The organism is Lentzea sp. NPDC058450, assembly GCF_042721395.1.
In the GTDB taxonomy this organism is placed as follows: domain Bacteria; phylum Actinomycetota; class Actinomycetes; order Mycobacteriales; family Pseudonocardiaceae; genus Lentzea.
Genome location: NZ_JBHXLO010000002.1, coordinates 270,638 through 285,551 on the forward strand (window position 1 = coordinate 270,638; position 14,914 = coordinate 285,551).

General features: G+C 70.9%; 10 protein-coding genes. 5 read left to right on the forward strand and 5 right to left on the reverse strand.

Annotated elements, in window-relative coordinates; all coding sequences use genetic code 11:
• Positions 1-119: 119 nt before the first annotated feature.
• The 3 genes from ACFWNN_RS05410 to ACFWNN_RS05420 are packed head-to-tail and all read right to left on the reverse strand — an operon-like array spanning position 120 to position 5,792.
• A complete protein-coding gene (locus ACFWNN_RS05410) occupies positions 120-3,638 on the reverse strand; it encodes a helix-turn-helix domain-containing protein (protein ID WP_382438628.1) in 3,519 nt (1,172 codons plus the stop codon).
• Between the two features lie 31 nt (positions 3,639-3,669).
• Positions 3,670-4,791, reverse strand: a complete 1,122-nt coding sequence (locus tag ACFWNN_RS05415) for an ArgE/DapE family deacylase (protein ID WP_382438629.1) — start codon at positions 4,789-4,791, stop codon at positions 3,670-3,672.
• A complete protein-coding gene (locus tag ACFWNN_RS05420) occupies positions 4,788-5,792 on the reverse strand; it encodes a pyridoxal-phosphate dependent enzyme (protein ID WP_382438630.1) in 1,005 nt (334 codons plus the stop codon). Before ACFWNN_RS05420 ends, ACFWNN_RS05415 begins: the two co-directional genes overlap by 4 nt.
• 58 nt (positions 5,793-5,850) lie before the next feature.
• On the opposite strand from ACFWNN_RS05420, the gene ACFWNN_RS05425 reads away from it, so the two are divergent.
• Positions 5,851-6,081, forward strand: coding sequence for a hypothetical protein (locus tag ACFWNN_RS05425; RefSeq protein ID WP_382438631.1), 231 nt, complete (start codon positions 5,851-5,853; stop codon positions 6,079-6,081).
• Here the strand turns inward: ACFWNN_RS05425 and ACFWNN_RS05430 are convergent.
• The gene (locus tag ACFWNN_RS05430; RefSeq protein ID WP_382438632.1) at positions 6,078-6,941 is read right to left on the reverse strand and encodes a LysR family transcriptional regulator; all 864 of its coding nucleotides are present in this window, start codon (positions 6,939-6,941) and stop codon (positions 6,078-6,080) included. The two genes, ACFWNN_RS05425 and ACFWNN_RS05430, sit on opposite strands and share 4 nt — an antisense overlap.
• Before the next feature lie 76 nt (positions 6,942-7,017).
• Here ACFWNN_RS05430 and ACFWNN_RS05435 point away from each other — a divergent pair, with 76 nt between their 5' ends.
• From ACFWNN_RS05435 to ligA, 4 genes are all read left to right on the forward strand, one after another.
• The gene (locus ACFWNN_RS05435) at positions 7,018-7,830 is read left to right on the forward strand and encodes an LLM class flavin-dependent oxidoreductase (protein ID WP_382438633.1); all 813 of its coding nucleotides are present in this window, start codon (positions 7,018-7,020) and stop codon (positions 7,828-7,830) included.
• Positions 7,830-8,633 (forward strand): alpha/beta fold hydrolase, encoded by an 804-nt coding sequence (locus tag ACFWNN_RS05440; protein ID WP_382438634.1) that lies wholly within the window; start codon positions 7,830-7,832, stop codon positions 8,631-8,633. Before ACFWNN_RS05435 ends, ACFWNN_RS05440 begins: the two co-directional genes overlap by 1 nt.
• A 113-nt stretch (positions 8,634-8,746) precedes the next feature.
• On the forward strand, positions 8,747-10,363 hold the full coding sequence (locus ACFWNN_RS05445) for a hypothetical protein (RefSeq protein WP_382438635.1): 1,617 nt from the start codon (positions 8,747-8,749) through the stop codon (positions 10,361-10,363).
• A 75-nt stretch (positions 10,364-10,438) separates the two neighbouring features.
• The gene (gene ligA / locus ACFWNN_RS05450; protein ID WP_382438636.1) at positions 10,439-12,433 is read left to right on the forward strand and encodes an NAD-dependent DNA ligase LigA; all 1,995 of its coding nucleotides are present in this window, start codon (positions 10,439-10,441) and stop codon (positions 12,431-12,433) included.
• Between the two features lie 1,354 nt (positions 12,434-13,787).
• Here ligA and ACFWNN_RS05455 read toward each other — a convergent pair.
• A complete protein-coding gene (locus ACFWNN_RS05455; RefSeq protein ID WP_382438637.1) occupies positions 13,788-14,900 on the reverse strand; it encodes a hypothetical protein in 1,113 nt (370 codons plus the stop codon).
• Positions 14,901-14,914: the final 14 nt, after the last annotated feature.

The window sequence follows — 14,914 nt, forward strand, 5'->3', positions numbered from 1 at the left end:
ATTCTTCAGTGCGCGGGCCTCGACCGTGAAGAACCCCTTCTCGCTAGGAAGTGAGGAACGAGAAGGGGGATCTTCCGATGAGTGAGGAAGTGGGTCTGCCGCGATCGTCGGCCTGACGATCACGGACAGGGCGGGGCGGGGTCGACGTCCGGGAAGTGGCGGTTCCAGTCGGGGGCGGACAGGAGCGGCGACACCGCGGCGCAGACGCGTTCGGCGGCGTGCTCGACGTCGGCCTCCCACGCTCGCACGGTCCGGTCGCCACCCGCGCTGAGCAGCGTGTGGCCGTCGGGGAAGAACGTCAGCGCGTACACCCGTTCGGTGTGGCCGGACAGGGTGGCGAACGGCGTGCGGCCGGCCACGTGCCACAGCCGGACGTCGTGGTCGGCGCTCGCGCTGGCCAGCGTGGTGCCGTCGGGGGAGAACGCGACGGCGTGCACGGTGTCGGTGTGTCCGGTGAGCTCGGCGACCGGGGTGCCGGTGCCCGCGTCCCACAGGCGGACGGCGAAGTCGGTGCCGCCGGTGGCGAGGAGCCTGCCGTCCGGGCTGAACGCGACGGACTTCACGGCGTGCGACCCGCCGGTGAGGTGAACGCTCACCCGGCGCGTGGCGACGTCCCAGATCCGGGCGCTGAAGTCGGACGAACCGCTGGCCAGACGGCGGCCGTCGGGGCTGAACGCGAGCGCCTCGACCGACTCGGAGTGGCCGAGGAGCGTGCCGATCGACGTGCCGGTGCGCGCGTCCCACAGCACGATGGTGCGGTCGGTGCCACCGGTGGCGATCGTGCTGCCGTCCTGGCTGAGCGCGAGGGCGTTGACGGCGTCGGAGTGCCCGGCGAGGTCGGGGAGCTTCGCCGGCGTGCCGCTGATGTTCCACCGGTGCACGCGGTGGTCGGCGCTCGCGGCGTACAGGGTCTTGCCGTCGGGCGAGAACCTCACCGCGTTCACCGGGCCGTCCGGTCCGGTCAGGGTGTGCAGCAGGCGGCCGTCCTGCCACAGCTTCACGATGCGGTCGTAGCCGCCGGTCGCGATCATCGTGCCGTGGGTGGCGACGGAGTAGACGGAGTCGCTGTGCGCCTGGAGGAGCTCGCCGGGCAGGTCCCACAGCCGGACGGTGTGGTCGTCGCTCGCCGTGGCCAGCACCGATCCGGCGAACGCGGCCCCGACGACGCCCGCGGTGTGGCCGGTGAGCACGAGCGGGTCGGCCTGGGTGAGGTCCCAGACGCGGGCCGAGCGGTCGACGGACGTGCTGGCGAGCCGGCCGTCAGGGCTGAACGCCAGGCCGCGCACCACGTCGGTGTGCCCGGTCAGCGTGCGCGGCTCCCCGGTCCTCGGCCAGAGCTTGACGTCCCGGTCGTGGCTGGTGGCGATCGTGGTGCCGTCGGGGCTGACGGCGACGGCGTGCACCGGGCCCTTGCCGGGCAGCACCCGGCTGGTGGGCGTGCCGGTCAGGTCCCAGACGAGCGTGCTGCCGTCCCACGTGCCCGCGACGAGCTCGTCGGTGCCGAACGCGAGCGAGATGACCGAGTCGGGGTGCGGCAGCACGGCGGTCTGGCGGGCGGCGCGGAGATCGGTGAGGTCCCACAGCCGCACGGTCTTGTCGGTGCTCGCCGTCGCGAGGACGTTGCCGTGGAACGCCACCGCGTTGACCTGGTCGTCGTGCGGGATGGTGGTGAGCAACGCGCCGGTGCTCGAATCCCACAAACGGGCCGTGCGGTCCCATCCGGCCGTGGCGATGATCGTGCCGTCGGCGTTGAACGCGACCTTCACGACGTTGTCGGTGTGGCCGCTGAGCGTCGCCATCTCACGCGGGTGGTGCGGGTCGGCGACGTCGGTGACGCGCACCGTGTGGTCCCGTCCGGCGCTGGCGAGCAGCTTGCGTTGCGGCGTGTACGCGACGGAGTTGACGTTGTCGGTGTGGCTGGTCAGGCGGGTCGAGTAGAACGGCGTGAACGAGCTGAGCACCGCGCTGCGGGCGTCGGGCGTGGGGGAGAGCCGGTAGGCGGCGAGCGCGAGCTGGGCGGCCAGTGCCGGATCGGTGCCGCGCAGCCGTTTCGCGTCCTGCGCGACCTTCTGGGAGAGCGCGGTGTTGCGCTGGCGGGTCGCTTCGGAGGTGGCCTGCATCGCCGTCACGCTGATGCCGGTCACGATGATCAGCAACAGGGTCAGCAGGCCGACGAGGACCTGGAGGCGGCGTCGTGCCCGCCGGGTGCCGGCCAGCTCCGCGGACTCGGCGGTGACGCTGGTGGTGAGGAACTCGCGTTCGCGCGCGGTCAGCGGGTGCGGTGGGGCGAGCAGCCACGGCCGGAACGCGCCGAGCCGCGCGCCCCGGACCAGCGCGCCGGGGTCGCGGTGCAACGACTCCCACACGGCCGCCGACTCGGCGAGGTCGCGGTGGGCGCGCAGTCCGTCGCGGTCGGCCGTGAGCCACTCGCGCAGCCGTGGCCAGCAGCGCAGCAACGCCTCGTGGGTGATCTCGACGCGGTCGCGGTCGACGGTGATCAGCCGGTGGGTGGTCAGCGCCTCCAGGGTCGTCGCGGTGTCCGGGTCGTCGTCCAGCTCGCGGCGGCTGATCCGGCGTTTGGTGTCCTCGGTGCCGTCGCCGATCGCGGTGAGCCTGAGGAACAACGACCGCGCGAGCTCCTGCTGCCGTTCGGTGAGGCCCGCGAACACCGACTCGGCCGTGCGGGTCAGCGCGCCCTCGAACCCACCGGCGGCGCGGAAACCCTGCAACGTCAGGGTGTTGCCCTTGCGGCGGTGCCAGGTCTCCAGCAGTGCGTGCGAGAGCAACGGCAGCGCGCCCGCCTGGTCGGCGCAGTGCGCGACGAGCTCGGCGACCAGCGCGGTCTCGACGGTGTGGCCGGTCCGGCGCGCCGGCTGGACGATCGCGGCGCGCAGCTCGTCGGTGCTCATCGGGCCGACCGCGACCTGGCCGCTGCCCATCGCCTCGACCAGCACCGGGAAGTCCGTGCAGTGACCGAAGAAGTCGGCGCGCACGCCCAGCACGACGCGGTGGGTGGTCACCGCGTCGACGAACCTGCGGCGGGTGTCGCGGTCCTCGCAGAGGGTGAAGATCTCCTCGAACTGGTCGACGACGAGCACGGTGTCCGCGGTCCTGGCCGCCTTGGCGTACTCGTCGAGCGGGTGCTGGCCCGGCGTGAACAGGACGGCTTCGGGGAGCCTGGGCATGAGGCCGGCTCGCAGCAGCGACGACTTGCCCGCGCCCGACGCGCCGACGACCACCACGACCCGCTGGGACCCGACCCGGTCGGCGAGCTGGTCGATCAGCCGGTCGCGGCCGAAGAACCGTTCCGCGTCGTCCTGCCCGAACGGCGCCAGGCCCGCGTAGGGCGAGCTGACGTCGTGCTCCGGCCGCGGCTCGTCGGCCGCCGTCGCGTGCCAGCGGCGTTCCCACTCCTCCTCCGACCCGCCGCACGCCCGGACGTAGGCCAGCGTGACCTGCAACGTCGGCAGCTTGCGCCCGGCGGCGGCCTGCGACAGCGCCGCCTCCGAGTAGTGCGTCAGCGAGCTGAGCCGGCGGTAGGTCGGGCTCCCCGCCCGTTCCCGCAACGACCTGAGCTCCCGCGCGAACGTGAGCACAGCTGAATCGCCCGCGTCGAGCGGTCTTTCCTTGCGTGGCATCCCCGGTTCCCCCTGTCCCCGGGGCAAGAACCTAGTCGCAGAAGGCCTTGATCGTGCTGGTGAGCACCTCGGTCAGCCGGTCGAGCGAGGCCAGGTCGACGTACTCGGTCGCCGCGTGGGCGCCCGCGCCGTCGACGCCGAACAGCAGGCAGGGGATGCCCGCCTGGTCGAGCAGCGCGCAGTCGGTCCAGAACGGCTCGGCGCGGATGATCGGGGGTGCGCCGAGGTGGGCGACGAGGGTGCGGACGATCTCGGCTTCCGGGTCGGCCTCGAACGGGTCCCTGGCGAGGCCTCGGGTGAGGGTGGCCGTGAAGTCGGGGACGGTCTTCGCGAGATGGTCGAGGATGGTCTGCAGCTCCTGGTGGGTCTGCTGCGGTGACTCGCCGGGGACCGTGCGGCGTTCGAGGGTGATCCTGCAGGTCGCCGGGTAGGTGGACGCCTCCTCGCCGCCGCTGATCAGGGAGGCGTGGACGGTGCCGGTGCCGAGCAGGTGGTGTCGTGGACCGTTCGCGAGGTCTTCTTGGAGCTGCTCCAAGGCGACCAGGAAGTGGCCTGCCTTGGCGATCGCGTCGATGCCGAGCTCCGGGCGCGACCCGTGGGCAGCCCGGCCCGCGATCTCGACGTCGAACCACACGAAACCCTTGTGCGCCAGGGTGACTTCGAGGTGGCTGGGTTCGGTGACGATGGCGGCGTCGGCCGTGAACGACTCCAGCACCTCCGCTGTGCCCGTGCTGCCGTGTTCCTCGTCGGCAACGCACGCGACGATGACGTCACCTTTGAGCGGGCGTTCGGTGGCTCGGGCGGCGGCGACCATCATGGCCGCGATGCCGCCCTTCATGTCGAACGTGCCCCGCCCGTACATCCGGCCGTCCTCGGTCCTGGGGGCGAGCGGGTCGCCGTCGTAGCCCGCCAGCCCGACGGTGTCGAGGTGGCCGTTGAGCATCAACGACTTCCCGCCGCCGCTGCCCTTCCTGACGGCGACGATCGACGGCCTGCCCGGTCGACGTTCGAGGCGGTGGACCTCGAAACCGTTGGTGCGGAACCAGGTGGCGCAGAAGTCGGCGATCTCGCCTTCGCCGCGGCCGCCGGGGACGAGGTCGGGGTTGACCGAGTCGATCGCGATCAGGTCCGCGAGGAGGTCACGAGGGTTCACGGGCGTCCTTCCGTGCTGATGAGAACGACGGTGTCGAGATCGCCGAGGTCCGCGCGGACGGCGCGGAGCCCGGCGAGGGAGGCGGCGCCGCAGGGTCCTGAGTGGACGCCGAGCGCGTGGAGGTCCTCCACGGCTTTGGTGCAGTCGTCGTCGGAGATCGCGACGGCGCCGTCGAGACCGTTGCTCAGGTACGGCCACGAGGTGGCGGACGGCGTGCCGCAGTTGAGCCCGGCCATGATCGTGTCGCCGGTCGGCACGGTCGTGAGCTCTCCTGCTTGGAGGCTCTGCAAGACGCAGGCGGCGGTGTCGGGTTCGACCGCGAGCAGCCGGGTGCCGCTGTAGCTGCGGTAGTGCGTGATCACGGCCTGGGCGAACGAGCCGACGCCGACCGGGATGACGACGAGGTCGGGTTCTGACGGCAGTTGCTCGTCGATCTCGTGGCAGAGCGTGCCGTAGCCCTCGACGATCCACGCCGGCACCTGCTCGTAGCCCGGCCACCCCATGTCCTGCACGAGGACACCGCCGGCCCGCGCGGCCTGTGCCACCGCGTCGTCGTACGTGCCGTCGACCACCGTGACCTGGGCGTTCTCCCGGCGGATGGCGTCAATAGCCAGTGCGGGAACCGTGTCGGGGACGAAGACGTGGGCCCGGTGGCCGTTCAGGCGGGCCAGCCTGGCGACCGCGCGGCCGTGGTTGCCGTCCGTCGCGGTGGTGAACGTGACCTGGCCGTTCGCGTCCTTGAGAAGCCGGTGGATCGCCCACGAAGCGCCGAGAGCCTTGAAAGCGGGCAGGCCGAGCCGGGAAGATTCGTCCTTGACGAACAGTCGGCCGATTCCGAGCTCAGCGGCGAGACTCGGGAGCTCGGTCAGCGGAGTGGGCGCGTAGTCGGGCAGCCCCGCGTGGAAGTCCCGCACCTCGGCGGGAGCGGGCGGGCATCTCCAGCTGCGGGCTGCTGGCCGCGAGAACTTCATGCTCGACAGCGTGCGGGTGGCGTGGATCATCGGTCCAGCGCATGTTTTCGACGTGTATCGGTGGGAGAAACTGAAGGGTTGGGGTGCCGTGAGTGACGAGGAGCTGATCGTCGAGTTCGCGCTGACCCGCCTCGACAACCCTCGGCTCGAGCTGGAGGAGGTCGCCGCGCTGGTGGTGCGGCGGGTCGGGCCGGAGCGCATGGTCGAGTTCGCCGGGCAGACCCTGGTGCACCGCGACGAGTTGCGCGGCGCCGTGTTCCCGGCCGCGGTCGAGCACGTGCTGCGGGTGGTGCTGACGTTGCGCGGGCCGCGCGACTAGAGGGTTTTCGCGGTCTGCCTGGTCAGCTCGACGACCTTGGCGGCGAGCGGGGACAGGGTGCGGTTCGCCTGCCAGGCGAGGTAGATCTCGCGCGGCGCGAGCGCAGGGGCCAGGTCGTGGGTGGCGAGGCCTCTGGTGTCGTCGAGCGCGAGTTTCGGCATGACGGCGATGCCCATGCCGGCGCGGACCATCGAGAGCACGCCGCGGTTGTCGGCGGTGCGGAACACGATCAGGGGTGCGACGCCGTGCTCCGCGTAGACGCGTTCGACCCTGGCCTGGTCGCAGATCGGGGGCTGGGCGACCATGGCCGCGCCGTGCAGGACTTCCAGCGGGACCGGGCCCGCTGCGAACTGGCCCGGGCGGGTGACCAGCACGTACGGGTCGTCGAGGATCTTGGTCTGCTCGACGTCGCCGGTGAGTCTGCCGTCGAAGAAGACCAGGTCGAGGCCGTCGGCGGTGGGCTGGTCGGTCTCCTCCTCGAACAGCCGGATGTCGGCGTTCGGGTGGTCGTCGAGGAGCCTGCGCACCACTGCGGGGAGCAGGACGTTGGTGATGCTCTGGAACGTGCCGATGTCGACGCGGCCCTCGCCCGCCTTGAAGCGTTCGACGGCGTCCTCGGTGGCCTGGGCGCGGGCCAGCAGGTCGCGTCCGTGGCGCAGGACCACCTCGCCGAGCGGCGTGAGGCGGACCGGTTTCGGGCCTCCCGGGCGGTCGAACACCGTGCCGCCCACGGCCTTTTCGAGGGCCGCCACCTGCTGGCTCACGGCCGACTGGGTGTAGCCGAGGCGGTCGGCGGCGCGGCCGAAGGTGCCCTCGGTGGCGACTGCGTCGAGGGTGGCGAGGTGGCGGAGGTCGAGCATTCGATAAGCGTAGCTTGTTGCCTTGAACAGAATCTATCGCTTTTGTTTATGGTCGTGCGTTCCTAGCGTTGGTCGCATGAACCCACGATGTGCGCTTTGGTTGCCGTTGTTCGACGTCCTCGCTGATCCGGGGCTGGTGGCTCGCCTCGCGGGGGAGGCGGAGGAGGCCGGCTGGGACGGGCTGTTCGTGTGGGACCACGTGCGGTGGCGCGAGCCCGTGACGCACGTGGCCGATCCGTGGATCACGCTGACCGCGATCGCCTGCGCGACCTCCACGTTGCGGTTCGGGCCGATGGTCTCGGCCATCACCCGCCGCCGCCCGGTCAAGCTGGCCCGCGAGACCGCCTCGTTGGACGTGCTCAGCGGCGGCCGGCTCGTGCTCGGGGTCGGGCTCGGCAGCGACCGGTTCGCCGGGGAGTTCTCCCGGACCGGCGAGGAGTGCGACGACCGGGTGCGCGGGCGGATGCTGGACGAGTCGCTGGCCGTGCTGCGCGCCGCGTGGAGCGGTGAGGTCGTGCGGCACCGCGGCGAGCACTACACAGTGGACGGTGTGTCGTTCCTTCCGCGTCCGGTGCAACGGCCTGGCGTGCCGGTGTGGGCGGCGGGTTTTCCGGGGAACGCGCGGCCGATGCGGCGGGCGGCCGGGCTGGACGGCTTCTTCCCGGTGAACCTGTCGTCGGCCGCGGAGTTCGCGGACGCCGTCGGTCAGGTGGAGGCGTTGCGGACCTCTTCGGGGCCGTTCGACTACGTCTGCGAGGTCGAGCCTGGGGCTGATGTCTCGGCTTATGCGGCGGCTGGCGCTACCTGGTGCCTCACGGCGTTCGACCCCGCCTCTCTCTCGTTGGATCACGTTCGGGGCGTTCTGCGCGATGGACCGGCGGTGCGGTGATGCTCGTCAACGGCGTGGAGTTGTGTGTGGAGACGTTCGGGTCTTCTGCTGATCCGGCGGTGTTGCTGATTCATGGTGCGTGCGCGTCCATGTTGTGGTGGGAGACGGAGTTGTGCGCCTCTCTCGCGGCGCGCGGTCGGTACGTGATCCGCTACGACAACCGCGACACCGGGTTGTCCGTGAGCTATCCGCCTGGGTCGCCCGGGTACGCGCTGTCCGATCTCGTGCTGGACGCCGTGGGGATCTTGGACGCACTCGGGGTCGAGCGTGCGCACGTGGTCGGGCGGTCGATGAGCGGGGCGATCGCGCTGGCGTTGGGCGTCGAGCACGCTGCGCGGGTGGCGTCGCTGACGTTCGTGGCGACCACGACCGGCGATCCTGGGCTGCCGGAGATGACCCCGGAGTTCTTGGAGGCGTCGTCTGCTGAGGCGTCGTCTGACGTGGAGAACATCGTGTCGGCGCTACGGGCCTATGCGGGCGCGTCGCCGTACTTCGACGAGGCCGCCGTGCGCGCGTTGGCCGTGGAAGACGTCGCACGGACCGTGAACATCCAGTCGGCCATGACCAACCACTTCTGCATGGAATTCGACGCTCCGCGTGGTGGTGGGTTCGGAGACGTGGTCGCACCGACGTTGGTGGTGCACGGTGCGATAGATCCCGTCTATCCGTTGGCGCACGGGGAGGCGTTGCGCGATGCGGTGCCTGGTGCGTCGTTGCTGGTGCTGGACTCGGTGGGGCATGACCTGCCACGAGCCGTGTGGCCGTTGTTCGTGGACGCGCTTGTAGTGCACACGAGTACATGACTTCGTCGCGGCTGGTCCGTTCGGCCGATCGCCGGTTGCCGTTCAACGGTCCCAAACGACCTGTCGTCGTGCGCGGGCGGCGCGCGGAGCGGATCGCTGGTCGACTCGGAGGGGTGGGGAACCTTCGCGAGCTCGACCGGCCGATCATCGACCTGGGGGAGGTGCCGGAGGGGCTGGAGATCCCGCTGGTCGCCCAGGCGCACGTCGATCCGGCGTTCTACGAGCGGATCGTGGCGCATCTGAGGTCACCGGTGGCCGCGCTCCGCCCGCTGGCTCTCGTGGGTGGGCGGGGTTCGGGCAAGTCGGTGCTGGTCGAAGTGCTGGCGGCGAGGTTGCCCGCGAGCGGGTTCACCGTCGTCAGGGACCCCGCGGCCGTGCCGGACGGGGCCGCCGTCGTGCTGGCCGACGGGATCAGGCCCGAGCTGCTGGAGCTCCAGCGCGCTCGGGGCGTCGCCGTCGTGGTGACGAGCAGGGAGGGACTCGACGGGGCCGAGGTGCTGCACGTGCCGCCGCTCTCCGACGACGACATCGCGGAGTGGCTGGAGGTGTGGGGCTCCGCGAACGTCTGCTACTTCGCCGAGCGCGGGCTGTCGCCGTTGCCGTTGTCCGTCGCTCTCGCTCATCGGCCGTTCGCGGAACAGCCGTTGCTGTTGTTGATGCTGGCGCTCTACGACGCCGTCGACAACGCGTTGCAGCGGGGGTCGGCGCTCGGGCCGCTGTCGGGCAGGTACGAGTTCCTCCAGGCCGCGTTCGGCGAGCACCTGCTGGCCAGGCGGATCTGGACCGCGCTGGGCGCGCGGGGCCGGATGTGGGACCTGCTGTCGCCGAAGCCGCTGACGTCGCGGGTGGTCTCGTTGCTGGCCGAGCTGGCGGACGCGGCCGCCGACCGCGCCGAGCTGGCGGGGGTGGTGCGGCGGTTGTTCGCGTTCTCGCAACGGAACGCGGTCTACTCGCTCAACCTCGTGCTGCTGCACGTGGCGCTCGCCCCGTTGTGCTCCGCGCGCGAGATCGGCGTGGACGACTGGCCCCGGCTGGCGGCGTTCTGGCGGTCGCAACTGTCCGATGCGGACTGGCGGGAACTCGTGGGGCTGCTGTACGTGAGCTGGGACGAGCCGTCGTCGCCGGTGCTCGGCATCGGGACCACTGTGGACGCCGACGGGTTGCGCGAGGCGGTCCTGGAGGCGCGTTTCGTCGGTGACGCCGCCGGCAAGGCGTTGAGCTACATGGCCGAAGCCCTCCCCGCGGCGCGTTATGACGTGCACTACGCACGGGCCGTCTTGGAGCTCGCGGCGTCGCCCGTGGAGCCGTGGGAACGGGCCGCGCACTACCTGTGGTGGGCCGACCGGTTCCCCGATCTGGTGCTGGAGTGCCTGCGGCGGGACGTCACCGTGGGCGCGGAGACGTTGCGGGAGCTGGCGAAGACGTCACTGGCGGAGAGCAGCGCGTTCGTCGTGCAACTGTGCGACCGGATCGGCCGGGGAGGGGCTGACGAGGAGCTGCTCGACGTCTTCGACGGGCTCGGGGCGCCGCGGATCGACCAGTGGTGCGAGATCGCGATGCTCGACGCGTGGCTGCGGCTGCACGAGCAGGGGTACCGGCACGCGCCGGACCGGCGGACCGATCTGGTGCGGGTGCTGCGGTCGGCCGACTTCGAGATGATCAGCCAGGTGCGACCCGATCTGGTGTACCGGTGCGGGATCGTGGCGCACGAGATCGGCCTGTTCGGGTGAGTTCGAGCGGGACTTGAGCGGGCCTCCAGGCTCGACCGGCCGTTTTTGTCGGTGGTGCCGGGTAACGTCCCGCCCATGAGTGCTGCTGGGGATCGGATTCAGGAGCTCGCCGCCCGGATCGTCGAGCTGCGGGACGCGTACTACCAGGGTGAGCCGCTGGTGGCCGACGCGGAGTACGACGTGATCGAGGACGAGTTCCGTTCTCTGGTCGCCGAGCACCCTGAGCTGGCGCCGGAGGACAACCCGCTCGACCACGTGGGCGCGCCTTCGGTGCTGCACGCGCCCGTGCGGCACTCGCGGCCGATGCTGTCGCTGGAGAAGGCGAACAAGCCGGAGCAGGTCGAGTCGTTCTTCGCGCGGTTCCCCGGCCAGCCGGTCGTCGTGATGCCGAAGCTCGACGGGCTGTCTCTCGCGCTCGTGTACGAGAACGGGCGTCTCGCGCGGGCGGTGACGCGGGGCGACGGCACGACGGGGGACGACGTCACGTTCCTCACGCGCGCTCTGTGCGACGGCGTGCCGGACAAGGTGGAGGCGCCGGGCCGCGTGGAGGTGCGCGGTGAGTGCGTGATGCTGCGGTCCACGTTCGACACGTACAACGCGGCGCACCCGGACAAGCCGTTGATCAACCCGCGCAACGCGGCCGCGGGCACGTTGCGCGCGAAGGACCCCAAGGCCGTCGAGGGGCGGCGGATGCAGTTCTTCGCGTTCGACCTGACGACCGAGCCGGAGAGCGCCGACTCCGACCTCGACGCGGGCCTGCGCAAGCTGGGCTTCAGCGTGGCGGAGATGAAGCACTGCTCGTCCGCCGCCGAGGCGCAGGAGCTGATCGGCGGCATCGAGCAGGCCCGCAACAAGCTCGACTACGACCTCGACGGCGCCGTGCTGCGCCTGGCGAACCGTGACGCGTTCGCCGCCGCAGGCACCCGTTCGTCGTCGCCGCGCGGTGCGATCGCGTACAAGTTCGCGGCGGAGGAGAAGACGACGGTGCTGGTCGACGTCGTCTGGGACGTGGGCAAGACGGGCAAGATCGCGCCGGTCGCGTGGCTGGAGCCGGTGTTCGTCGGCGGCACCACGGTCACCCGCGCCACCCTGGCCAACCAGGAGGTCATCCGGTCGCGCGGCATCAAGATCGGCGACACGGTCCTGGTGCGCCGCGCGGGCGACGTGATCCCGTTCGTCGCGGGCGTCCTCGACGAGTCGAAGCGCACCGGCACCGAACGCGAGATCGTGCCGCCGTCCGACTGCCCGTCGTGCGCGCAACCGCTGACCGAACAGGGCAACAGCCGGGAGCTGTTCTGCACCAACGCGGTCTGCCCCGCCCAGACCGTCCGCCGCCTGATCCACTGGTCCTCCCGCGCGGCGGCCGACATCGACGCCATCGGCCAGGTGTGGATCGAACGCCTCGCCGAGACCGGCGACCTGGTGAACCCGTCCGACTTCTACACCCTGACCAAGGAACGCCTGCTGGAGTTCGACCGCGTGGGCGAGATCTCCGCGACGCGCATGATCGAGTCGATCGACCGCAGCCGCTCCGTCGGCCTGCGCCGGGCCCTGATCGGCCTCTCGATCCCGATGGCCTCCGAAGGCACCGCGGCCCGCCTGTGCCGAGCGGGCTTCGGCTCCCTGGAAGAGGTGGCCGACGCGGGCGTGGAGAAGCTGGTGTCCGTGGAGGACATCGGCCAGAAGGTGGCCGAGTCCCTGACCCAGCACCTGGCCCGCCTGCGCCCGGAGATCGAACGCCTGCGCGACCGAGGCGTCTCCCTCGAAGTCCGCGAGGAGGACCTCCCCCCGGTGGTGGTCGCCGGCGCACCGCTGGAGGGCAAGTCGGTCGTCATCACCGGCTCGATCAGCGACCCGCGCTCCGGCGAGAAGGTGACCCGCCCGACGTTCCAGAAGATGTGCGAACGCGCGGGCGCCACCGCCGCCTCCTCCGTCTCGGCCACCACCGACCTGCTCATCACGGGCGAGGGCGTGGGCGCCGGCAAGCTGACGAAGGCGGAGAAGCTCGGCGTCGAGGTGGTCGACCAGGGCGAGATCTGGGAGAAGCTGATCGCCGCCGGCGTCGCCTGACGGCCTGCCGCGAACCCGGCCGCACCGCCAGGGCCGCGACCGCTCGGCCGCCGACCTGGCGGTCGATCGGTTGCGGTGCAACGGTAGTGGCACGCGATCCGCCGCCGGGGTTGCATGGCGGGCAGCGATTCACCGTCGCGGCCAAACGGTGGTGGCACCTGCACCGGGCCGGGCGTTCGCCTCGGCTGGCGCACACCGTGTCACCACCTGATCTGCGGCCCAGAGCCGCACCTGGACTGCGGGACGGGCGTTCGCCCGACTGGCGCACCGCATCGGTACGTCTCGCGGCGGGACGCGTCTCCGTCCGCACCTCCACCCGCGGACGGTCCTCGCGCCACCTCCTGCCCGTCTTCCCCCAACACCTGAGCGTTCGCCCCGGCCGGCGCACACCGCGCCGGTGCTTCCTGCGGCGGAATGCGTTTCCGCCCGCCCCGTCTCCAGCGGGCAGTTCTCGCGCCACCTCCTGCCCGAGCCCTCGACCGTTCGCGGGCATGAGAAAGCCCCCATGCTGCCTGGGGGAGGCCGGCAGCCTGGGGGCGGCAGGCCACCGAGCCGTTGGGGGGTGGGCGGCTCGGCGGCGAAGCGTGAGGTGGTCGGTGCGGCGGTCGCCTCTCGGCGAGTGGCTCGACGCGGCTCCGGACGTACCGGTCTTCCGCGAAGGCTGTTGTGTGTGGGGCCCGGGGACTCGTTCCGCGCCGACCGTCTCGTACAACGGCTTGGGGTTCCGTTGTGTTTCCCGGTGATCTGTGTGCTCGCTCACCAGGAGTCTTGGTGGTGCAGGGAAATGCGGGTGGGAAGGCCCTCAAGCCGCCTGGGGGTGTACGGCTCGAGGGCGAAGCTTGCTGGTCGGCGCGGCGGTCGCCTCGCGGCGGTGGGCACAACGCGGTTCCAGCCGAACGGTATTCCGCGAAGGCGTTTCTAGTTGGGGCCCGGGGACTCGTTCCGCACTGACCAACCTGCACAACGGCGCGGGGTTCTGTTGTGTTCCAACGTGAACTGTGTGGCCGGTCACCCCGCCGAAGGCGAAAGACCTTCTCGTGCAAGAAGAAGTGGCCGGCGCGGCAGGAGAGCTCCGCGCCGGCCACGATCGCCCTCAAGCCGCCTGTCGGGGAGGCTGACGGCTTGCGGGCGAGCTGGTGAGGCCGGTGCGATCGGTCGCCTCTCGGCGAAAAGCACTGCGCGGCACCACTTTCGTGGTCTTCCGCGGAGGCGTTGAGGTGAGGCCCGGGGGACACGGACCGCACCGACCAACCTGTACAACGGTTCTGGTGCCCCGAGTGTTTCCTCGGCGGCCTGTGTGGTCGCTCACCGTGAGTAGAACTACCGAAGTGCCATAGGGGTGCTGGCAGACGCGTCAAGCCGGCTCGGATGACGTCTTGCACTCGCCCAAGTGGTTTGGCTGGAGCTCGCACAGGGTGGGTGGCCCGTCATGCCACCAAGACCTGGACTCTACGTGCACGATTCCCAAGACGCCGCCGAGGAACTCAGTGTCGTCGAACTCGGCGGTGCTCATCTTCGTTCTCCTATGGGGACCGTCGCCGTGGTAGTGGATGCCGAAGGTGACGGCCCCGGAGAACCTCGCAGAGGTGAAGTTGCAGTTGCCCAAGGCCGTGAAGCCACTGAACCACGAGAACTCGGTGAACTGAGCCTTGACGAACGATGCGTCCGCCACCTCGCAGTAGCCTAGGTTGAAGCTGATCAGTTCGGCGCCATTGAGGTTGATGGACATGCCACGCCAGAACGTTTCCGGCATGGTCCTGCGCAGGTGCGTCTGGAGCAGCTGCTGGGCGGTCGACCGGACTTCGAGTTCCTGGACGCGCTCGTTGGCCTCGTAGGTGTTGGGCATCCGCAGGTAGGCGCAGAACACGTTCACGATGGTCTGGCGTTGTGGCTCGTTGTTCTGTGCGACCCGTTCCAACGCGTACAGGCCACCCAGTCGCACGGCGGCCTTGTCGGACCCGAGCTGTTCGACCGCCTTCGTGTACAGCTCGGTGATCCGCTTCTCGGACGCGTCGAGGTTGGTGTCCACGGCGGTGATCTCCTGGTGCCACTGCCGCCGCACCGCCAGCAACAGCGCGAGGACACCACCCGCCCCGGCCGCCGTGCCCAGGCCTGTCTTGATCGCCTCGACCCGCGCCTGCGGCCGTGCGGCGGCGGGAGCCTGGTTCGCTTCCGACAACAGCCAACTCGTCGCGCCCCAGCCGATGAGCGCGACCGCGACAGCCGCTCCGGCGATCAAGGCTGGGTTGAGCACGAGCGACGCCGGCCGCCGGGGTCGGCGGCGGAGCGCGAGGCCGAGGAGTGCGAAGCCGCCGCCGAACAGCGCGATCTGCAGCGCGTGCCGCTGGAGGAAGCCCGCTGCGGCCGTCCAGTCGATCGGCCCGATCGAAATGATCGCGCCGAACAGGAGCAGCGCGGTACCTCCGGCGATCGCGAGCCGGAACCGGAAGCGGGGTGCGTGCCACACCGGGCGGGCCTCCG